Origin of the sequence: Acinetobacter sp. YH12049 (assembly GCF_013419875.1) — a bacterium.
Classification (GTDB): Bacteria; Pseudomonadota; Gammaproteobacteria; order Pseudomonadales; family Moraxellaceae; genus Acinetobacter; species Acinetobacter amyesii.
Map to the genome: position 1 here is coordinate 31,823 of NZ_VOZH01000020.1, position 22,673 is coordinate 54,495.

At 40.5% G+C, this 22,673-nt stretch carries 16 protein-coding genes and 5 tRNA genes; 13 read left to right on the forward strand and 8 right to left on the reverse strand.

Features of this window, described 5'->3' with window-relative positions; genetic code table 11:
• Nucleotides 1-29 precede the first annotated feature (29 nt).
• Nucleotides 30-1,697 carry an L-lactate permease gene (lldP, locus tag FTU05_RS10385; RefSeq protein ID WP_180165209.1) on the reverse strand — a complete coding sequence of 556 codons (1,668 nt, stop codon included), beginning with the start codon at nt 1,695-1,697 and terminating at the stop codon, nt 30-32.
• A 617-nt stretch (nt 1,698-2,314) separates the two neighbouring features.
• Between lldP and argG the strand changes: the two genes are divergently transcribed.
• Nucleotides 2,315-3,658, forward strand: a complete 1,344-nt coding sequence (gene argG / locus FTU05_RS10390; protein WP_078189146.1) for an argininosuccinate synthase — start codon at nt 2,315-2,317, stop codon at nt 3,656-3,658.
• 82 nt (nt 3,659-3,740) lie between these two features.
• Here the strand turns inward: argG and FTU05_RS10395 are convergent, their stop codons facing one another.
• Nucleotides 3,741-4,997 carry a diguanylate cyclase gene (locus FTU05_RS10395; protein WP_180010903.1) on the reverse strand — a complete coding sequence of 419 codons (1,257 nt, stop codon included), beginning with the start codon at nt 4,995-4,997 and terminating at the stop codon, nt 3,741-3,743.
• 151 nt (nt 4,998-5,148) lie between these two features.
• On the opposite strand from FTU05_RS10395, the gene pyrC reads away from it, so the two are divergent.
• From pyrC to FTU05_RS10455, 12 genes are all read left to right on the forward strand, one after another.
• The gene (pyrC, locus tag FTU05_RS10400) at nt 5,149-6,183 is read left to right on the forward strand and encodes a dihydroorotase (RefSeq protein ID WP_180026810.1); all 1,035 of its coding nucleotides are present in this window, start codon (nt 5,149-5,151) and stop codon (nt 6,181-6,183) included.
• Entirely contained in the window at nt 6,168-6,827 is a 660-nt protein-coding gene (gene rnt, locus FTU05_RS10405) for a ribonuclease T (RefSeq protein ID WP_078192915.1), read from the forward strand. Before pyrC ends, rnt begins: the two co-directional genes overlap by 16 nt.
• A 20-nt stretch (nt 6,828-6,847) precedes the next feature.
• Nucleotides 6,848-6,923 (forward strand) — tRNA-Glu (locus FTU05_RS10410).
• A 205-nt stretch (nt 6,924-7,128) separates the two neighbouring features.
• A complete protein-coding gene (locus FTU05_RS10415) occupies nt 7,129-9,648 on the forward strand; it encodes a TonB-dependent receptor plug domain-containing protein (protein ID WP_180165211.1) in 2,520 nt (839 codons plus the stop codon).
• 404 nt (nt 9,649-10,052) lie between these two features.
• A complete protein-coding gene (locus tag FTU05_RS10420) occupies nt 10,053-10,205 on the forward strand; it encodes a hypothetical protein (RefSeq protein ID WP_168379378.1) in 153 nt (50 codons plus the stop codon).
• 128 nt (nt 10,206-10,333) lie between these two features.
• Nucleotides 10,334-11,764 carry an amino acid permease gene (locus tag FTU05_RS10425; RefSeq protein ID WP_180165213.1) on the forward strand — a complete coding sequence of 477 codons (1,431 nt, stop codon included), beginning with the start codon at nt 10,334-10,336 and terminating at the stop codon, nt 11,762-11,764.
• Between the two features lie 191 nt (nt 11,765-11,955).
• Nucleotides 11,956-12,031 (forward strand) — tRNA-Glu (locus FTU05_RS10430).
• 123 nt (nt 12,032-12,154) lie between these two features.
• Nucleotides 12,155-13,573: an amino acid permease gene (locus tag FTU05_RS10435; protein ID WP_180165215.1), complete on the forward strand. Its 1,419-nt coding sequence runs from the start codon at nt 12,155-12,157 to the stop codon at nt 13,571-13,573.
• Between the two features lie 109 nt (nt 13,574-13,682).
• Complete coding sequence (locus FTU05_RS10440) at nt 13,683-14,588, forward strand: alpha/beta fold hydrolase (RefSeq protein WP_180165217.1); 906 nt, start codon at nt 13,683-13,685, stop codon at nt 14,586-14,588.
• A gap of 132 nt (nt 14,589-14,720) precedes the next feature.
• Nucleotides 14,721-14,796: transfer RNA gene (locus FTU05_RS10445), tRNA-Glu, on the forward strand.
• A gap of 24 nt (nt 14,797-14,820) precedes the next feature.
• Nucleotides 14,821-14,896 (forward strand) — tRNA-Glu (locus FTU05_RS10450).
• 58 nt (nt 14,897-14,954) lie between these two features.
• A tRNA-Glu gene (locus FTU05_RS10455) sits at nt 14,955-15,030 on the forward strand.
• A gap of 66 nt (nt 15,031-15,096) precedes the next feature.
• On the opposite strand, the gene FTU05_RS10460 is transcribed toward FTU05_RS10455, so the two are convergent.
• The 6 genes from FTU05_RS10460 to FTU05_RS10485 form a co-directional block, all read right to left on the reverse strand.
• The gene (locus FTU05_RS10460) at nt 15,097-15,741 is read right to left on the reverse strand and encodes a YiiX family permuted papain-like enzyme (RefSeq protein WP_306670323.1); all 645 of its coding nucleotides are present in this window, start codon (nt 15,739-15,741) and stop codon (nt 15,097-15,099) included.
• 43 nt (nt 15,742-15,784) lie between these two features.
• Nucleotides 15,785-17,029, reverse strand: a complete 1,245-nt coding sequence (locus tag FTU05_RS10465; RefSeq protein WP_180165219.1) for an NADH:flavin oxidoreductase/NADH oxidase family protein — start codon at nt 17,027-17,029, stop codon at nt 15,785-15,787.
• A 112-nt stretch (nt 17,030-17,141) separates the two neighbouring features.
• Nucleotides 17,142-18,743 carry an ABC transporter ATP-binding protein gene (locus FTU05_RS10470; protein ID WP_180165249.1) on the reverse strand — a complete coding sequence of 534 codons (1,602 nt, stop codon included), beginning with the start codon at nt 18,741-18,743 and terminating at the stop codon, nt 17,142-17,144.
• On the reverse strand, nt 18,718-19,731 hold the full coding sequence (locus FTU05_RS10475; protein ID WP_180165221.1) for an ABC transporter permease: 1,014 nt from the start codon (nt 19,729-19,731) through the stop codon (nt 18,718-18,720). The genes FTU05_RS10470 and FTU05_RS10475 overlap by 26 nt, the downstream gene beginning before the upstream one ends.
• Nucleotides 19,731-20,798, reverse strand: coding sequence for a microcin C ABC transporter permease YejB (locus tag FTU05_RS10480; protein WP_180165223.1), 1,068 nt, complete (start codon nt 20,796-20,798; stop codon nt 19,731-19,733). The genes FTU05_RS10475 and FTU05_RS10480 overlap by 1 nt, the downstream gene beginning before the upstream one ends.
• Nucleotides 20,799-20,831: 33 nt before the next feature.
• Nucleotides 20,832-22,670, reverse strand: a complete 1,839-nt coding sequence (locus tag FTU05_RS10485) for an extracellular solute-binding protein (protein ID WP_180165225.1) — start codon at nt 22,668-22,670, stop codon at nt 20,832-20,834.
• Nucleotides 22,671-22,673 lie beyond the last annotated feature (3 nt).

A 22,673-nucleotide genomic window follows, 5' to 3' on the forward strand; every position in this document is an offset into this window, starting at 1 on the left:
CTTTCCTTAACGTTGTTACACAATGCGTGTTATGGAATCATCCAAGGGAACACATAAGCTTGTAGGGTGATTAAAATCCCCATCATGATTGTGAACGTTATACTGTGTTTTACGGTAAAACGGAATAAATCAGACTCTTTACCCACCAAGCCAACTGCCGCACATGCAATTGCAATTGACTGCGGAGAAATCATTTTTCCAGTCACACCACCACTGGTATTGGCAGCAACAAGTAATACTTCTGGTACACCAATTTGCTGTGCCGTGGTTGCCTGTAATGCAGCGAATAGCGCATTGGCTGACGTATCTGAACCCGTGAGAAATACACCAAGCCATCCTAAAAATGGCGAGAAGAAGGTAAAGGCTTGACCTGTATGCGCAAGTGCTAATGCCAAGGTCGAAGACATACCTGAATAGTTGGCGATAAATGCAAAAGCCAAGACCATCCCAATCGAATAAATTGGAATTTTTAATTCATTAATGGTTTCACCAAAGGTCAGAATCGCGTCTTTCGGCTTCATTTTTAAGAAAATAATGGTAATGATCGCAGCAATGACAATTGCCGTACCTGTTGCCGAAAACCAATCAAATTTATAGATGGCATCGTAGTCCTTCATTTCAGGTACGACTGGCGGCATCTTTTGAACCAATTGATGTAAAAATGGCACTTTGATCGAAATAACCAAATCATGTAAGGCACCGTCTTTAGTAAATAAATCCTTAAACGGTTTAATACTCCAGATCGTAACCATCACCGTTAAGATCGCAAATGGCGACCACGCTTTTGCAATTTGACCCAAGCTATATTTTTGCTGTTTTTGTGCAGCAACATCTTCACTCATCGTCGCATCTTGATCTGCAAAGCGGAAAATATGTTTAGGCTGCCAATATTTAAATAAAATCGTTAATGACACTAAAGAGGCAATCGCCGCGGTAATATCTGGTAATTCAGGACCAACAAAGTTCGACGTTAAATACTGTGCAATCGCAAAGCTACTCGCCCCAACAACCACCGCAGGCCAAGTTTCTTTCACACCGCGCCAGCCATCCATAATCGCCATAATCCAAAACAGTACAATCGGCACCATAAATGGCAGCTGACGGCCGACCATCTGACTGATTTCCATCGTATCAACACCAGACACTTGCCCAGCAACGATAATTGGAATACCCATCGCACCAAAAGCCACTGGCGCAGTATTTACGATCAGACAAAGACCTGCCGCATATAAAGGCTTAAAGCCTAAACCTACCAATAGTGCTGCGGTAATCGCCACAGGAGCACCAAAGCCCGCCGCACCTTCTAGGAAAGTACCGAAAGCAAAGCCGACTAACAGCATCTGTAAACGTTGATCTTCAGTAATGGAAAGTATCGAAGAACGGATGATGTCAAACTGCCCTGTTTTGACTGAAATTTTATACAGGAACACCGCACCAATAATGATCCATGCAATCGGCCATAAACCGTAGAAGAAACCATAAACCATCGAAGCCAATGCCATAAGCGCAGGCATGTCATAGGCAAATAAAGACACCAACAGTGCCAGTACAACGGTGATCGTACCTGCCACACTGCCTTTTAAACGAAATACAGCAAGCGCCAAGAAAAAAAAGATAATCGGAATGAGCGCAATTAAACTTGATATCCATATATTCCCCATTGGGTCATATATTTGCTGCCATTGAAGCATTGTCATCTCCTTGAAATGCTTACTAAGATTTAATTATTGAGCAAGATCAGCATGTGGTCTTTTTATACTGGTAAGACCAATATAAATATTAAACACATAAAAACTTATACTATTGCTGAAATACTCCGCAATTTTTAATTATTTCAACTCAATCATTCAAGCTTTTCTTGTTTTTGGTATGACCAATATTTAATGCAAAAACATTATTTTCCAGTTTAAATTTTTAACAATAATTTTTAAACACCTGTTTTATATTTATTATTTATAACTAAACTTTAGAAAATATACTTTAGTCTAATAATAAAGCTTTGTTTGACCTCAGTCTCATTTCAATGAAAAGTATAAAAACCAAATCAACACCATATTGGTATGACCATTTATTTAAATCAAATAGATTTCTTTATATGTGCAACCTATTTCTTTCAGAAAATGCCTTTTCCGCCTGCAAAAACTGGATGAAGTATTCATCAATAGATTTCAACGATCATTTTTTTCTACCTCATCGCTTGTATCTCATGATTTTTTAGAAAAACCGTGCAGAAAAGTGCTACAATCGCGCACATATATGTATTCTTTCAGGCCACCCATTCTCGGTGCCTATATTTATATCGTTAGGATTAACAATGACTGATAATGCAACTATCTTGCAGAATGTCCCAGTTGGCAAAAAAGTTGGTATTGCCTTCTCTGGTGGTCTAGATACTTCAGCTGCGCTTTTGTGGATGAAACAAAAAGGTGCAGAACCTTATGCTTACACAGCAAACTTAGGTCAACCTGATGAAGACGACTACGATGCGATTCCAAAAAAAGCGGAAGCGTATGGCGCAGTTAAAGCTCGCTTAGTTGATTGTCGTTTACAACTTGCTTTAGAAGGTATTGCGGCTATTCAATGTGGCGCTTTCCACATTTCAACTGGTGGTATGCCTTATTTCAACACGACTCCTCTTGGTCGTGCAGTTACAGGTACGATGCTTGTAACCGCAATGAAAGAAGATGACGTAAACATCTGGGGTGACGGTTCGACTTATAAAGGTAACGACATTGAACGTTTCTATCGTTATGGTCTGTTGACTAACCCATCGCTAAAAATTTACAAACCTTGGTTAGACCAAACTTTCATTGACGAGCTAGGCGGCCGTGCAGAAATGTCACAGTTCCTGATCGACAATGGTTTTGACTACAAAATGTCAAAAGAGAAAGCGTACTCAACTGACTCAAACATGTTAGGTGCGACTCACGAAGCAAAAGATCTTGAATACCTTAATGCGGGTATCAAAATCGTAGACCCAATCATGGGCGTTGCGTTCTGGAAAGATGACGTAGAAGTAAAAGCTGAAGAAGTTTCTGTAACTTTCGAAGAAGGCTTCCCTGTTGCATTAAATGGCAAACGCATCGAAAACCCAGTTGAGTTCATTCTTGAAGCTAACCGTATCGGTGGTCGTCATGGTCTAGGTATGTCTGACCAAATCGAAAACCGTATCATTGAAGCAAAATCTCGTGGTATCTACGAAGCTCCGGGTATGGCACTTCTTCATATCGCTTATGAACGTTTAGTGACTGGTATTCATAACGAAGACACCATCGAACAATACCGTATTAACGGTCTGCGTTTAGGTCGTCTTCTTTACCAAGGTCGTTGGTTCGATTCTCAATCATTAATGCTTCGTGAAACTGCGCAGCGTTGGGTTGCTAAAGCAATCACTGGTACTGTGACTTTAGAACTTCGTCGTGGTAATGACTACACTATTCTAAACACTGAATCTCCTAACCTCACTTATGAAGCTGAGCGTTTAACTATGGAGAAAGGTGACTCTATGTTTAGTCCTGCTGACCGTATCGGTCAATTGACTATGCGTAACCTGGATATCACAGATACTCGCGCTAAATTAGGTATCTACACAAACTCTGGCTTACTTGCAGTAGGTACAGGTTCTGCAGTGCCTCAATTAAAAGACAAAAACAAATAAGATTTGTTGAGTCATAAAAAACCGCGCATTTTGCGCGGTTTTTTATTGCCGATTTCAGAGAAGTTCTCAATTTTATTAAACATTAAGCCACATGTGCTGAACGAATCGACTGATAGTAAATTTGATTCCGGCCTAATTGTTTCGCACGATACAACGCCTGATCGGCAATATTTAACAGTTCATCCTTCGTCATATTTTCAGCACGATATACCGTAATACCCAAACTAATAGTGACGTGATTTGAAACCTGTGATTTGGCATGTGGAATTTCTAAACGATCGATTGCTTTATAAATATTTGACGCTACCGCATAAGCACCATGCGCATCGGTTTCAGGCAATAAAACCACAAATTCTTCACCACCATATCGCGCTACAAAATCCATATGTCGAATGGCATTTTTAATGGTTTTGGCAATGGTTGAAATTACATCATCGCCTTTTTGATGACCGTAGAAATCGTTATAGTTTTTAAAATGATCAACATCGATAAATAGCACAGCAAGCGAGGTGTTATTACGTCGAGATTGCTCATAAAAGGTATCGAGCATTTCATCAAAAGTACGTCGATTTGAAATCTTGGTTAATTCATCATGCTGACTTAAATGCAAAAGCTCTGTGGTATGAATACGATGGATTTTTTCACTAATATCCGCGCGCAGCATATTCAAAAAAATCATCCTTTCACGCGCACAGAGCATCTTACTGATTGCAAAACCCAATACACAGCTTCCAATCAGTACACGCCCCAACACCATCATATCAAATTTCACTTCTAATGAAAAAAGCATCAACATGGTGACCACAGCAGCCAACAAGCCAGACATCAACATTTGGACCGGTTTCACCCCCGTCAAAATGTAGCTCAAGATGTAAATCATACAAAGGATCATCATGGCCTGATGTTTAAGTGCTTCGGTATACACGGTCATGGTGAGCCAAGACATTGAAATAACTGCCCAAAACACTACAAACATACTAGCATGTGAAAAATAAGGCTTCAGACGGTCGTAACGAGCAAAGGCATATAAAGTCAGAAGACACAGCGCACCATTGAGCTGTCCAAGCAAACAATGAATAAAATCATGCACAAAATGCTGCTGATCAATAATCCAGTAATCTCCGGGAATGATCAGCATGGTGAGCACAAAGTAGATCAACACCCCCATCCAGAAAAAATGACGTATGTTGGTTTGCGCACGATCGAGGTTTAAAGTCCAAAATTGGGTTTCCAGTTTTTTAGGAAACATTTCCCCTACACGACGAGTTTGCCGTGTAATCAGTTCCTCTATTTTTTCTTTATCGTATTGCAACTTTGCAAGGTTATACTTGTATTCCATTTCCAAGCATTTATCTAATTCTTTTAGTCATTTAAAAATACCACAGTTTTATTCTTAATTTATATCTGTTCAGTCATTTGTACAGAAATCTCGTTACCATTTTCACATTATTTGCATTATCATTTGTTTTATTTCCAAGCTTGGAATCGCTGTGAATACGATTACTCTTCTTCAGCCAGATGATTGGCATGCACATTTACGTGACGGTCTAGCCCTAAAGCGTACAGTTCCTGATTTAGCACAACAATTCTCTCGCGCGATTTGTATGCCAAACACCGTACCACCGGTAAAAACCGTTGAAGAAGCAAATGCATACCGTGAACGTATCATGGCACATGTTCCTGAAGGCGTTCACTTTGACCCGCGTATGGTGCTCTATTTCACAGACAACACCCCTGCAAGTGAAGTTAAAAAAATTAAAGAGTCTGAGCATGTTAATGCCATTAAGCTCTATCCAGCGGGTGCAACCACGAACTCAGACAGTGGTGTCAGTGATATTAGTAAAGTCTATGGTGTGATTGAGCAACTCGAAGAACACCAAGTGCCGTTACTGTTACATGGTGAAGTGACACATAACCATGTGGATATTTTTGACCGTGAAAAACGTTTCCTTGATGAAGTGCTTTCTCCACTGTTAAAACAGTTCCCTAAATTAAAATTGGTGCTAGAACACATCACTACTAGTGAAGCTGCGCATTTTGTATTAGAACAAGACCGTAATGTGGCTGCGACAATCACACCGCAACATTTATTGTTTAACCGTAATGACATGTTGGTGGGTGGCATTAAGCCGCATTTCTATTGCTTACCGATTTTAAAACGTCAAACCCATCAGCAAACTTTGCTTGAAGTCGCGACCAGTGCAAACCCTAAATTTTTCTTAGGTACAGACAGTGCACCTCACTCAAAAAATGCTAAAGAAAATGCATGTGGCTGTGCAGGATGTTATAGTGCACCAACAGCAATTGAGCTATACGCTCAAGCATTTGATCAAGTCGGTAAAATCGACCGTTTAGAAGGTTTTGCAAGCCACTTTGGTGCAGACTTCTACGGACTCCCTCGAAATACCAATACCATTACCTTGGTAAAAGAAGATCAAATGATCCCTGAAAGTTTAGACTATTTGGATGGCGAAAAAATTATTCCGTTGTATGCGGGTAAGACCATCCAATGGAGAAAAGTGTGACAGATGAAACTCGACCAGTCATTGGTCAACGTTTCCGTGGATTCCTACCTGTTGTTGTCGATGTCGAAACAGCAGGTTTTAATTCACAGACCGATGCCTTACTGGAAATTGCAGCTATTCCTATTGTGTATGATGCAGAAGGTAATTTTGTACCGGGTGAAGCCCACCATGCACATATCAATCCGTTTGAAGGTGCCAACCTTGACCGTCGCTCACTGGATTTTATTGGTGTAGATCCATTTAATCCGATGCGTATGGCCATGGCTGAAGATGAGAAATCAGCATTAAAACGTATTTTTAAGTCAGTGAATGAAGTACGTCGTCAACAAAACTGCACTCATGCTGTTTTAGTTGGTCACAATGCCCATTTTGATTTAGGGTTTGTACAGGCAGCTATTGCACGTACAGGAACAAAAAATCAAAATCCTTTCCATAGTTTTTCCGTATTCGATACAGTGACTTTGAGCGCTGTAATGTTTGGACAAACTGTGCTGGCAAAATCATGTATTCAAGCTGGTATTGAGTTTGATGGTAAAGAAGCACACTCTGCACTTTACGATACTCAGAAGACCGCAGAACTGTTCTGTTATATTTTGAACAAACTCGGCCCTCACCTACTTGACACTATGATGGCGGATCAATAAGATACCGCCATCTTCTAAACGTCCCTATCGTCTAGAGGCCTAGGACATCGCCCTTTCACGGCGGTAACCGGGGTTCGAATCCCCGTAGGGACGCCAATTTTTATTCAGACTTTCTCCAAGCTGAATATTCAAGTCTATTGAATACACATCACCACCTCTACTGATTAGTTAAAATTTTCATTCACTGAAATCGCTGTGTATTAAAAAAACACCTATTGCAAATAATTCTCATTTCTGTTGATTATTTTTGTAAAGTTAATGATAATCGCTATCGTTTTTATCTGCATAATTATTGACAGCCATGCGCTTTGCCTATTCTCCTCTTAATATCGCAATTTTGACTGCTTTAGCATCTCAAGCTTATGCCAATGAAATTGATTCAACTCAAGTTATTCAAAGCAATAACCTCAAAATGACGCCGATTGAAGTTGAAGTCAAAGCCAAGCAAGAAGTAGGTAAAACCGTATACATCAAAGAAGATTTAGAAAAAACGCCGAATAGCTCGAAAAATATCACAGACTTTTTAAAAGTTAATCCAAATGTGCAGTTTAGCCAAAGCCAAAATGCTTCTGGATCTCAAGCAGAACTTAAACCAGCAGAAATTTCAATTAATGGAGCACAGACATTTCAAAACAACTTTATCATCAATGGGGTCTCTAATAATCTACTCATAAACCCAACAGATTCCGACTCAAATACCATGCACAGTTTTGGAACTGGGTCACAAGCTATGGCTGTCAACACAGATCTACTATGTTCGCTTGAAGTCTTAGATAGCAATGTTTCTGCAGCTTATGGTCAATTTACAGGTGGCGTAATAAGCGCAAAAACATGTGCACCAAATACTGAAATTGGAAAAATACATGGTTCAATCACCTACGATTACACCGAAAGTGATTGGGCTCGATACAATATTATTAGCCAAAAAGAACAAGATTTATTTGAAGAACCGAGTGAAACCAATCAAAAAGAATATACAAAACAAGGCCTAAGCACAAATATCTACGGAAAGCTTTCAGAACAATGGGGCTTTAATAGTTATGCATCAAAAAGAACCTCGATTATACCTGTTTTAAGTGGTTTCGATAGCCCTAAAAAAATTGATCAGGAACGAAATAACATTAATCTTGGAACAACTTTGTTCTACTCACCTTCAGAAACAACTAAAGCTAAATTTGGCTTCGATTATGGGATCTTAGATAGTCTAAATTATGCAGATAGTCGCCGAAATTCAGAAAGTACACTTGAAACCGAGACCGTAACCTTATTTTCTGAACTCGAACACCGGTTTGGCCCAGCAACACTCACTCATAAACTCAATTTCCAGAACTCTGATAGTAGCCGCCAATCGGATAAAAATTACGGCTTGATCTGGCATTTTGCCGAAGGCAGTAAAGATTGGACAGACTCAAAAACTGTTTCAGAAGGGACTATGCTAGGACAATTAGAGCAAAATCAGACTGCCTTAAGTTATGATGCCCAAGCTGCTTTCGATTTATTTAAAATAGGACAAACACAACACAATATACTGGCTGGCCTTGGTTACAGCCATGCAGAAGTTGATTGGAAACGTGCTTCAGATGTTTTGATCACTAATAGTAACTCAACAAATCTTAAAAATTTAGGCGATTACACTTGTTTTGCAGATGACTACCTATGTGATTCCAACTCTACTATACAGGGATGGACTGGACAATATTTTGCATCAGCATCAATTTATAAAGCTGGTGAATTCTCTGCACAACAAGACCGTTTCAATGCATTTATTGAAGACAATATTCAGTGGTCAGATTACGTTTCAACACGTTTTGGCATTCGTGCAGACTATGATTCTTTAAGCTCTAATTTTAATATTGTCCCGCGTAGTTCAATATCGTACAAACCTTTTAAAGATGACAGACTGCAAGTTTTAGCTGGATGGAACCGATACTATGGACAACAGACATTAGGCACAGAACTGAATGATGCAATTGGGGAGTTATTGTATAAGGCAACACGTTCAAACCCTGAAACTGATTGGGTTGAATCTATGACGAGTTCTTCAACATCTACACACCGCTCAAAACTTAAGACACCTTTTAGTGATGAAACAGTTTTCGGGATTAATAGCCAGATTAAGAACTGGGATTTAGGTCTAAAATGGGTCAATCGTAAGTATCAAGATGAAATATCCCGTAACCGTACGGATATTCCTCAAGACGGCTTCAATTTTTCTTATGAATATGCCAATGATGGACATGGTGAGGCAGACATCTATTCTCTGACACTAAAAAACCAAGAGCCTTTCAACATTGCAGGTACGCAACATTTATTTGCATTAGGTTTTGACTATAGTGAAATATTCCGTAGTTATATTGACTATACTTCTGAATATAAAGATGCCGACCAAGAACGCTTGATTTCTTATGACGGTAAAATTATAAAATGGGCTGACCGACCTGCGACAAATTTTAATCAACCTTGGACTGCACGAATTAGTTGGGATATTGCTTTTGATCCAGCTCCAATAAAAGTTTCGAATTTCTTTAGTTACAAAGATAGTTATGACGATATAATTTCTAATGGAAAAATCGACTATAACGATTCAAAAATTGACTCTTATGTTGCTTCAGAAATCAAACCAAAGTTTACTTGGGATATGCGTACAACGTATGACATTAATTTAGGTAAAGATTTAAAAGCCATTTTGGGTTTAACCATTAACAATGTAACGAATCGCGTAAATACATATGTAACTGGCGCATCAAGTACTTCTAGTACACCTCGCGTTATGACTGAAATTGGGCGACAATTCATTGCTGATGTCACTTTTAAGTTTTAATTATCCATATCAAGAGCGCTAAAAGCGCTCTTGTTTTTTATGAATCATATAATGAAAAAAATAATCCCACTCTTTGGCCTGTGCATAGTATATCTCGGTATCTTCATCTACATTTTTAGACCAGAAGCCTGCCTACCTACAAATCATTCAAATACTGTTGAGTAGGATCAAGCATACAAATCAAACAACATCGAATTAACCCAAAAAATTTTAAAACTGGGTGTTGAGCCAAATGCTTCAACCATCACGATCATGCAACAACGGAACTTTAAACAACACTACCCCGACATTTACCAAGTCATCCTGTCCAATCTAGAACAGAAAAACCGTAAACTTTAATTAATTACAGCCTGACTGGTTTTGTTTATACTTCAGCTTGATCTATTTTGATGTAAGAACACCCTATGTTTAAAAAGTTGCTCTTGGTTTTAGCCATCTTATTTCCATCTGCACTCTATCTGTATATTGTGAGCCGCGATGACAACAAAGCCCCTGTAGCTGAACAAACTCAAGTACCTGCAACTTCTGAAGCTGAGTATCAAACTCCTGACCATTAATCCAATGGTCAGCACTAAAGATTTAAATTTTAGATCAGTATTATTACATTATAAGAAAAATTCGATTTATCAATCATTTCACTGCATTCAATCATAAAATATACCTTTCGTTCAATTTTCTTTTCACTATGCAATCTCCCTCTGAACCTTCGCAACACTCGTCTGCTGAAGGTAAAAGTCCATCGCTTAAACGTGCGATGACGACTCGACACCTTGTGATGCTCTCACTTGGTGGTGCAATTGGTACTGGTTTGTTTATGGGTTCAGGTGAAGTTATTTCACAAGCTGGGCCTTTGGGCGCTGTACTTGCCTACATTATTGGCGGTCTAATCGCCTACATGGTTATGCTCTGTTTGGGTGAACTTGCCGTACATTTACCTGTTTCTGGCTCTTTTGGTGCTTTTGCGACAAATTATATTGGCCCGGGTACCGGTTATATGGTGTCTTGGATGTACTGGTTGGGCTGGTCTGCCACCTTAGGTACAGAATTTACTGCGGCTGCTATATTGATGCAGGAATGGTTTCCACAAACCTCTATTTGGTTATGGACACTGATCTTCGCTGCAGGTGTACTGATTTCTAATTTAAGCTCTACGCGTGCATTTGCAGAGTCAGAATTTTGGTTATCCATGGTGAAAGTTGCAACAGTGTTGATTTTCATCATCCTTGGTTTTACCTGCATCTTTGGTTTCGTGCCTTTCCAAGGCTATGAATCAGCTCCAATGTTCCACAATTTGACTGAACATGGTTGGCTGCCAAATGGTTTGTTCCCACTGTTTGCCACGCTATTGATCGTAAACTTTGCCTTTAATGGTACGGAGATGATTGGTATCGCTGCAGGTGAAACTGAAAACCCTGAAAAGAATGTGCCTAAAGCCATTCATGCTGCGGTATGGCGCTTAATCATTTTCTTTGTCGGCACTATTATCGTCATCAGTTCACTGTTGACCTATACCGATGCAGGTTTAAATGTCGGTGGACATGGCGGCTTAAGTAGCAGTCCATTCGTATCCGTATTTAACCTGATGGGCATTCCCTATGCAGAAGACTTGATTCGTTTTGTCATTATTACGGCTTTACTGTCTACAGCTAACTCTGGTTTATATGCTGCATCACGTATGATGTGGGCGCTGTCCGCACAAAAACAATTACCACGTGCTTTCGGCAAATTAAGCAAAACTGGTGTGCCTTATATTGCTGTATTGGTCACTATGATCGGTGGTTTACCGGGTCTATTGTCAGAACAATTTGGCGCAGATGTGATCTTCAAGAACTTGATGGGGATTGCCGCTTTCACCATGGTGATCGTGTGGATGAGTATTTGTTGGAGTCAATTTAACTTCCGTCGCCAATGGCTGAAACAAGGTCATAGCGTGTCAGAACTTAAATTCCGTACACCATGGTTCCCACTGGTTCCAATCCTTGGCTTTGTCTGCTGTACCGCAACAGGTTTAAGTATGGCTGCAGATCCTGAAATGCTTTCAGGCTTTATTGGATGCTTGATCTTTATGGCGGCATGTTATGCAGGTTATTATTGGTTATATCATAATCAAGATTAAGCTGATTTAATGATTAATCTTTAAAGCGAATCCAAAGCCATTGGGTTCGCTTTTTTATTTTCAAAGCCTTTCTTTTCTATAATTTATTAATCGTTGATTTATATGTTTAAATAACAGACAAATGAGCTGAGATTTAAATTTTTTCTTTGACTCACATCATGTTTATTCATACTATGACAGCACCTTAAAACGTCCCTATCGTCTAGAGGCCTAGGACATCGCCCTTTCACGGCGGTAACCGGGGTTCGAATCCCCGTAGGGACGCCAATTCTTCTGTCAGTTCTGACAAACTTAAAGTTTATTTATCTATAATTTATATTAATTGATTGCATCATCATTGCATTCTTCTCTACAATTACTCGCTTCATTATTTGATTCTCCTTTTTCTCTATGCAGTCATCACATTCTCCGAATGATGCTTCGCATCAGGGCAATTCTGCGCCGTTAAAACGCGCTATGAGTACTCGACATCTGGTGATGATTTCGCTTGGCGGCGCAATCGGTACTGGTTTATTTCTTGGTTCGGGTGAAGTCATTGCACAAACGGGGCCTGTAGGTGCCATTATTTCGTATTTTTTAGGCGGTATTATCGCCTATATGGTGATGCTTTGCTTAGGCGAGCTCGCTGTACATATGCCTGAATCTGGTTCATTTGGCGCTTATGCTAAACGCTATATCGGACCGGGTACGGGTTATACCATCACTTGGCTGTATTGGCTGACATGGTCAGTAACGCTAGGAACTGAATTTACTGCTGCTGCACTTTTAATGCAGGAATGGTTCCCAGACAGCTCTATGTGGATGTGGACCCTAATCTTTGGTGCTTTTGTATTCTGCTTGAATATGATTTCAACCAAACGGTTTGCTGAATCTGAATTTTGGCTAGCCTTAGTCAAAGTGATTACCGTTGTTGCCTTTATTATTTTGGGTCTATTGGCCATTTTTGGTGTTTTAGGCTATCGAGGCTATGAAGCTGCACCGCTGTTTAGCAATCTCACTGCACAAGGTTGGTTCCCTGAAGGCTTGTTCCCAATCTTCGCTACAATGTTGATTGTGAACTTCGCATTCTCTGGTACTGAGCTGATTGGTGTTGCTGCGGGTGAAACCAAAGATCCAGCGAAAAATGTACCTAAAGCCATTAACACGGCGATTTTCCGCTTGTTGATTTTCTTTGTGGGTACCATTGTTGTTATTACTGCATTATTGCCCCATCAAGAAGCTGGCTTATCTGCCGAAGGTGTAAGTAGTTCACCTTTCGTAACAGTATTCCAGCACATTGGTATTCCTTATGCAGAAGACATCATCCGCTTTGTGATTATCACAGCCCTACTTTCTGCTGCAAACTCAGGTTTATTTGCTGCATCTCGAATGATGTGGTCATTGTCCTATAGTAAGCAATTACCTGCGGTGTTCTCTAAAGTGAACTCACGTGGTATTCCTTATGTTGCCGTGATTGTGACCATGATCGGTGGTATGCCGGGCTTACTTTCTGAGCAATTTGCACCAGAAACCATCTTCAAAAACTTGTTAGGTGTCGCGGCATTTACCATGGTGGTGGTATGGATGAGTATTTGTTTAAGCCAATTCAACTTCCGCCGTCAGTGGTATAAAGAAGGTAAAACTGCAAAAGATTTAGCTTTTGCTGCACCACTCTTCCCAATCGTGCCGATACTCGGTTTTGTATTCTGTCTTATTACCTGTATTAGTATGGTATTTGACCCAGAAATGTTAACTGGCTTTATCTGCTGTATGATCTTCATTGTGGCGTGTTATATCAGCTACTACACCTTGTATCACAACAAAGATTGATCTGCGTTGTCATACCAAACACGATAAAAGAGTAACTTCGGTTGCTCTTTTTTTATGGCTATATTTTAATAAAAGTAGAATAAAAACTGGTCCGTCGATGAGGTGCAATATGCAGATCATCTTTATCCATGGCATGAATCAACAGCAACAAACTGCACGTACGCTCGAACAGCATTGGCTTGCACTGTTGTCTCAAGGCTTAAAGCAAAGCCATCAAGAGACTTTTTTATCGTATATACAGCACCATATGCGCATGCCTTTTTATGGAGACTTACTCACGCGTTATCATTTGCAGAATATGCTTCAAGCCAGCACCTTGACACCTCAAACGTGGCCACATTTTCCGTTTATCCATCGCACTGAACTCCCAGAAAAATCACCAAAAGTACTTGAGCATCATGCTGTACAAAATAATCTACCTGACATCACCCTCAATGATGCTATTGGATTAAGCCAATCAGTCAAATCGATCACTGCACTTGGCAAAGATCTTGTCCTACGCGATTTTGCAGTTTTAATGAATTATTTCCCAAAATTACATGCCACACTTTTGCATAAATTTTTGGTCGAAACTTATCTCTATTTATCCAATCCACACTTTATTCAGGCAGTTCATACTCGTCTGCATGAGCAATTACATCAAACGAAACCCACCCTGTTGATTGCACATTCGCTAGGTAGCGTGATTGCGTATCATTTTTTACTGTTACATCCTGAACTCAACATACAGCGCTTTATCACCTTGGGCTCACCTTTGGCTTTTCGTGTCATCCAAGCCCACTTACCTCAGCCTTTACAGCGACCTGATGCAATTTCAGGCGATTGGTTAAACTTTTATTCACATGATGATTTTCTCAGCGCTTTTCCACTGAGTCAGGCACCATTTGATTTTCAACCCGCCATTATCAACCAGCAAATTCAGACATCGATTGAACACCCACACGATATTGCTGGATATTTAACGCATCCAGAAGTTATTGCTACAATCTTACAAGTGTTGAAAAAACCGACATAAATAATGTATTTTTCAAACATTTTTAGCAAATTGTTTTAATTTTATGCACTCAACAACAAAAACTGAATTTATTTATAGAAAAGCGTTTGACACCCCCCGATTTTCACCCTAATATACGCCCACCTCTGAAACGTCCCTATCGTCTAGAGGCCTAGGACATCGCCCTTTCACGGCGGTAACCGGGGTTCGAATCCCCGTAGGGACGCCAATTTTCAGAAGTACATTTTATTAAGTCCCTATCGTCTAGAGGCCTAGGACATCGCCCTTTCACGGCGGTAACCGGGGTTCGAATCCCCGTAGGGACGCCATTATTTAGTCTAAAAACTTAGACTGAAATAAACGGTTTTAAAATTTGCTTTCTGTACTGTCCCTATCGTCTAGAGGCCTAGGACATCGCCCTTTCACGGCGGTAACCGGGGTTCGAATCCCCGTAGGGACGCCATATTCGAGTTGGTTTTAATCACTCATTAAAAAGCTCAAGCATTGCGACTTGGGCTTTTTTATTGCCTTAATTTCTAAATATTTCTTTTAAAAGTTTTGAATCATAAATGGCCTTAGGGGCAATCACCTGCTCATTCAGCGGAATATTTTGACCATAGCGCTGCCGCATTAGACGCTGGACTTCATTTTGTTTTAAATCAAATTGTTTCAGTTGTTGTAATGGAGAAAGTTCGATTCCTAAAGCATGCTGATAAGCTTTCCAAACAATTTCAGAACAGTAAATTGCACGGTCATCCCATTCAAAATATATATCATAGGGTTTGCCCAAGTACTTTTCCGCATGTTGCACCAGCTTCGTTTTCTGCTGCACATTTAAGGGTTGTTTGAGCCTTTTCACCACATAGTGAGCATTCTCCCCACGTGCGATCCATTGATTTAAAGCGGTATATTGCACAGGTTGAATAGCTTCAAGCACCCAGGTTTGGTTATTTTTATTTACGATCATGCCCATGTGACTATAGGGCGAATGTGTGGCCTTTTGAATGCTTAAACTTTGTTGTGACTTTGAGATATGAAAAATAATATCTCCCGTCTGAAATACGGACTGGGCATAGAGGGCAGAACTGAGCCCCGAAAGAATGACTATTAATATTAAAATTTTAGACATTTTTATTGTAAGCAATATTGATATGAATGAAGGCAACCATAACATGGATGTATGCCGATTGCCCTGATTCTAAAAATTCAATGATTGATTAAGCCGACTTACGTGAATTGACTTGCCCTTTAATGACCGCTGTTAAATTTCCTTTGAGATATTTAAAAAACACTTTTAAAGGTGAAAGTTTAGGATTTGGCTGTTTGCCTTCACCAATCGATTTAAACTGAGCGGCATACCAAATAATTTCCATAATCGCCATTTTATCAATCATCGGTATGCCAGTTTTAATTTTGTCCACACCGTAACGAACATCCTGCCCCGCCAATAAACGATCAGCCAAATCGACTTCAACAGCGAATGGACGTGCAATACCAATAAAATCACAAGCTCCACTGTCTAGTGCAGCATTCATGCCTTGCACGGTTCTAAACCCGCCGGTAACCATTAATGCGCATTTCACTTCTTTACGGATATTGTCCGCAAAATCGAGGAAATAAGCTTCACGAGCAATGGTACTGGCTTTACGTTTTTCTTCTTTAGCACCCGCCATCGCTGGCGCTTCATAGGAACCGCCCGAGATTTCAATCATATCAATCCCTGCGGAATCGATTGCCTTAAAGACCTCGATCACATCTGCTTCGCTAATCCCGCCGCGTTGGAAATCAGCAGAATTCAGTTTGACCGAAATGATAAAATCATCGGTCGTCGCTGCACGAACTGCCTTATAGATTTCAAGCAAAAAGCGCATGCGATTTTCATTTGAACCACCCCACTGATCTTGACGTTTATTGGTCAGTGGCGACAAGAACTGACTAATTAAATAACCATGCGCACCATGCAATTGCACGCCTTCGAAGCCTGCCTTTTCACAAATGTGTGCAGCACGTGCAAAACGCTGAATGATATCCAAAATTTCATCTTCACGAAGTTCGCGCGGTGTTCCAAACGTTGTGGCTAGCATCGGACTAAATGGTACAGCGGACGGCGCAACCGTTTCCTTATTCAAACCTTTTGGACATTGGCGGCCCGGATGTGAAAGTTGAACCAATTGCACCATGCCGTGCTTCTTGCCTAGCTCAGCCCATTGTGTTAACTGTGCTAAATCTCGCTCAGTTTCAGCGACAACAACACCAGGCTCATTTTTAGCACGAAAATCCACCATGACATTACCCGTAATGGCACAGCCTAAACCACCCTTCGCCCAAGCTTCATATAACCCAAAATGTAAGTGATTGGGTTGGCCTGCGGTATTGGCCAATGCTTCACTCATTGCACCTTTGATGATGCGATTTTTAAATGTGGTATTACGAATTTTAAAGCTTTCAGCTAAATGGCTCATGGCATTGTCCAAAATGAAATAATAAGTCCTGAGTATTTACTCTAAGTATTATTTTCTAAAGGTCAAGGATATTTTGACAATGACACTTGTCAAAATATCCATAAGTTTGATTTTAGTATTGGCTGGCTTCAATTAATTTACGGGTATAGCCCGTTTGTGGTCGCGTAAATAGATCTGCGGTGTCTTGAAACTCCATGACTTTGGCATGACGTAGTACCAACACTTTTTGACACAGGGCTTTGACCACGTGTAAATCATGACTGATAAATAAATAACTCATATTAAATTCTTGCTGCAAACGCCGTAATAGCTTCACGATGGCTTTTTGTGTCGTCCGATCAAGCGCCGATGTGGGTTCATCGAGAATCAGCAGTTTAGGACGTAAAACCAGCGCACGTGCCAAGGCAACTCGCTGTCGTTGCCCACCCGATAACTCATGTGGATAATGCTGCTTAAATGAGCTGGCTAATTCGACTTTCTGCAATGCTTCATCTATACGCTGTGCAATTTCATTTGCAGATAAATGCTGTAAGGCCAGACCTTCGCCAATGGTTTGCTCTACATTGAGCCGTGGATTTAAACTACTGAATGGATCTTGAAAGACAATTTGAAATTCACGACGTAAAGGTCTGAGCTGTTTTTCTGAAAGTTGATTGATGGCGTGTTGATTTAACATAATTTCACCATCACTTTCTATGAGCCGAGCAATAGCCAGTGCTAAAGAGCTTTTGCCTGAACCACTCTCTCCAACAATACCAATCGACTCACCTTCAGCCACTGTTAAATCCAAAGCTTCTACCGCAACGACATAATTTTTAATGCGGTTCAATAAGCCTTGTTTGACTGGGAACTTCACTCCTAACTGGCGTAATTCTAAAAGTGTCTGCGTTTGCGAAACCTGTATTGCTGAACCAAAATCATGGTCTAATAATTTTTTGGTATACGCCTGCTTCGGCTGCTCAAAAATTTCCTGAACACCACCTTGCTCCACCACTTGCCCACGATTCATCACAATCACATGTTCGGCATAGCGCTTGACCAAATTCAGGTCATGGCTAATTAATATCATCGCCATATTGCGCTGCTGTTGTAGCGACTTTAATAAATTTAAGATTTGCACCTGCAAAGTGACATCTAAAGCCGTGGTTGGCTCATCAGCGATTAAAATATCAGGATCTAAGGCCAATGCCATGGCAATCATGACACGTTGCCGCTGCCCGCCTGATAATTCATGTGGATAGCGCCTTAACTTATCTTCAGCATCAGGAATACCCACATCATTTAATAATTCTATAACGCGCTGCCGAGTTTTTGCCATTGACCATCCCTGTAACAACAGTGACTCACCAACAATCTTTTCAACCCGATGTAAGGGATTTAAGGCCGTCATCGGCTCTTGAAAAATCATGGCAATTTTCTGACCACGAATATGTCGATGCTGCTCAGGACTCAGTCCAAGAATATTCTGTCCATTCAGGCTGACGCTGCCTGTGACCTGCAGATCACTCGACAACAAACCGAGTATAGCTAGGCTGCTAATCGATTTACCAGAACCGCTTTCTCCAACAATGGCTAACGTTTCACCTGCATGCAATTTAAAATTCAGGTCTTCAACCAAGACCTGTGCTGCATGTGAAATATGTAAATGCTCCACCGCTAACACGATGGGAGGTACATTAACTTGATGATTATTGACGTCTAGGATCGAATGCATCACGTGTCGCCTCCCCAATGTAGATCAATAAAGACAGCACGATCGCTAAGGTAAAGAATCCAGATAAGGCAAGCCATGGTGCATTCAGATTGTTTTTCCCTTGAAGCAATAACTCACCTAATGACGCTGCATCAGGCGGTAAGCCATAACCTAAGAAATCTAGGGCTGTCAGTGCCGTAATATTTGCCGTGAGCATAAAAGGTAGCTGTGAAAGGCTGGAACTCATCGCATTTGGTAAAATATGCCGAAACATAATCGTACTATCTGTGACACCAAGACTTCGTGCTGCACGGACATAATCAAAATTACGAGCACGCAAAAACTCTGCACGAACCAAGCCGACCAAAGTGGGCCAGCCAAACAACAGCATAATGACAAAGAGCCAATACACACTCGGTGTAAACATACTGACTAAAATCATCACCATGAATAGCATCGGTAGTCCGCCCCAGACTTCTAAAATCCGTTGACCAATGAGGTCTATCCAGCCACCATAATAGCCCTGTATCGCCCCAACCATGATGCCTAATATTGCTGAAGCAAAAGTTAATGCAAAACCAAACAAGAGCGACACACGTAATCCATATAAAATACGCGCCAGCACATCACGCCCTTGGTCATCGGTACCGAGCCAATTTTGTGCAGTCGGTGCAGATGGCACAGGCACAGCCAGTTCTAAATTCGGTGTTTGATAGGAAAATTTAATCAGTGGCCACACAGCCCAGCCTTTCTCTTCAATCAGTTGCCGCACTACAGGATCTTTATAATCTGCCTCAGTTTCAAATACTCCACCGAATGCGGTCTCTGGATAGCTTTTTAGTACGGGTACATATAAAGAATCATCGTATTTAACCAAGAGCGGTTTATCATTGGCAATAAACTCGACAGCTAGAGACAATATAAAAATCAAGGCAAAACTGATAAAGCATGTAAAGCCTAATTTATTTTCTTTAAAACGTTGAAATCGCGCTTGCATGATCGGAGACATTATTTTGCCCCCTGCGAATCAAAATTAATTCGTGGATCAATCATTTGATACATGACATCACTGATTAATCTTAAGATCAGCCCCATCAAGGTAAAAATAAACAAGGTGCCAAAAATGACTGGATAATCGCGCTGTACGATGGCTTCAAACCCCAACAATCCCAGACCATCTAGATTGAAAATAATTTCAATAAATAGATTTCCCACAAAGAAGATGCCAATCAAGGCTTCTGGTAGACCAGCAATGACAATGAGCATTGCATTACGAAAAACATGCCCATACAGCACACGTGATTCGGTCAAACCTTTAGAACGAGCAGCAAGAACATATTGCTTATTTAGTTCTTCCATAAAAGAGTATTTGGTCAGATAAGTTAAGCCAGCAAAACCACCAATCACCATGGCAAACAAAGGCAACGCCATATGCCAAAAATAATCTGCAATTTTGCCAAATACACTTAACTCAGCAAAATTCTCTGAAACTAAACCTTGTAGAGGAAACCACTGAAAATATGAACCACCTGCAAAAAATACAATGAGTAAAATGGCAAAGGCAAAAGCAGGAATGGCGTAGCCGATAGCCAATAAAATAGACGTACTTTTATCAAATAACAGACCATGTTGACGGGCTTTTTTAATGCCTAATGGAATAGACACCATATAGATCAGCAAGGTACTCCATAAGCCAAGGGATAAGGATACAGGCAGCTTTTCCCAAAGTAGCTCGGTCACTGGCTTATCTTTAAAAAAACTGGTACCAAAATCTAGCGTCACATACCCCTTTAACATCAGCCAAAAGCGTTCGAATAATGGCTTATCGAAACCATATTGCGCTTCGATTTTTGCCACCATTTCTTCACTGAGGCCTTTAGCACCTTGGTATTTACTGCCTGTCGTCGCAGTTTCACCACCACCCGTGTTTCCCATGCCTTGAAAGGATTCTGCTTGCTGTATAGCTTGCTCAACAGGTCCTCCCGGCGCAATCTGAATCACGACAAAGTTAATCAGTAAAATGAAAAACAATGTTGGAATAATCAGGAGCAATCTTTTTAAAATATATGTGCCCATGTTGCTTTCACATTCCTTGTCATTCAGGTGTATTTATTGCTGCCGTAGATATTGTGTTATTTGCTTGGCTTGAGCTGCATCACTCCACCAATAGTCAATCCCTGCAGAAAGTTTAGGTTTGACATAAGGTTGCTTATACATATGCCAATAGGCAAACCAGTTTTCACTTTGCCCAAACATTGGAATTTGATAATAACCCGCTCTGAGCAGGCGGTCTAAAACACGCGTACGAATAATCAATTCCTCCCGATTTGGAGCATTGATCACCTGTTGAATGAGCTTATCGATCACAGGATTTTTAATCCCTGCATAATTATAATTACCCACTTGATCGGCTGCTTGACTGCCCCAAAGTTGAGCTTGCTCACCTGCTGGAGTGAGCGATTGAGGCATTTCATCCACGATCATATCAAAGTCAATATTTCGCATACGCTCGGTGTATTGCGGTCCATCGACTTGTCGTAATAACACCTGAATACCTAAACGTTTCAAATTTCGTATAAATGGCATTAAGGTTCGCTGCAAATCTTGTTGCTGAATCAAGATTTCGAATTTCACAGGCTGAGATTTTGCATCCACCAATCTGCCGTCTTGATAACGATAACCCGCATTCAATAATAGTTGGCGTGCATGCAGCAGATTTTTTCGATTGAATCCACTGCCATCAGAAACAGGATATTGCCAATTGGATAAAACACCCTGTCGTTGAATAGGATCAAGTTGCGATAACATCGGTTTTAAAATATCCAACTCTTGGATAGAGGGCTTCCCCTTCGCTTCTAGCACACTATTACTAAAATAACTCTGTAAACGCTGATACTGCCCATAAAACAACGCTCTATTTTGCCATTCAAAATCATAAGCATAGGTTAAGGCTTGTCGAAAGCGAATATCCTCAAATGGCGCACGGCGGTTATTAAATACGAGACTTTTTGTGGGAATCGGTCGTTCATGTTTAAAGCGATATTTGACAATTTTGCCGTCATTAAAAGCAGGAAAATTGTACGCTCCTACCCAATTACGTGCGGTCTTTTCCTCATATAACGTAAATTGACCTGCTTTAAAGCCTTCAAAGGCTATGTCTGGGCTGCGATAATATACATATTTCAGATGGTTAAAATTATAGCGACCACGATTGACGGCTAAGTTCTGCCCCCAATAGTCAGGATTTCGCTTGTAGCGAATACTCCTACCTGCATCGATCGTCTCAATTGTGTAAGGGCCTGAGCCTAATATGGGCTGCAATGTAATTTGAGTAAAATCTTTTTTTGCCCAATCTTTTTTGGAATAAATCGGCATTTGCGCCAAAATCATGGGCATATCAGTATTATGACCAGATTTAAAACTCATCCTCACCTGATATTTAGATAAAACATCTGTTTTGTCCAAATCCGCTAAGTACATTTGTAGACCGGGATTTGATTTAGTTTGAAAGGTATCAAAACTAAATTTAACGTCTTCAGCAGTGAGTTCAGAACCATCACTAAACCGTGCTTTTGGGTTTAAATGAAAAATAACAAAATTAGTTTTTTTCGGGTCAAATGTCACCTTTTCGGCAAGCAATGGATACATCACACCCGGTTCATCTAAAGATGAACTCATCAAGCTATCAAAAAGATAATTGATACCTTCAACAGAACGCCCTTTTCCATTCATGCTGTTTAAATTATCAAAACTCCCAATACTCGAGGTCGTGATATATCCCCCTTTAGTGGCAAAAGGATTGGCATAGGGCATTGCCTGTAATTGATGATATTGAGGGCTACTATGTATGGCAAGAAAAGGCGTGGTCTGCAACGCAGCCCACGCCCCTGTTGAAAGTATGCTCAAAGTCACACCAAACACGTAACGCGAAGTTGAAGCAGAATACATTCA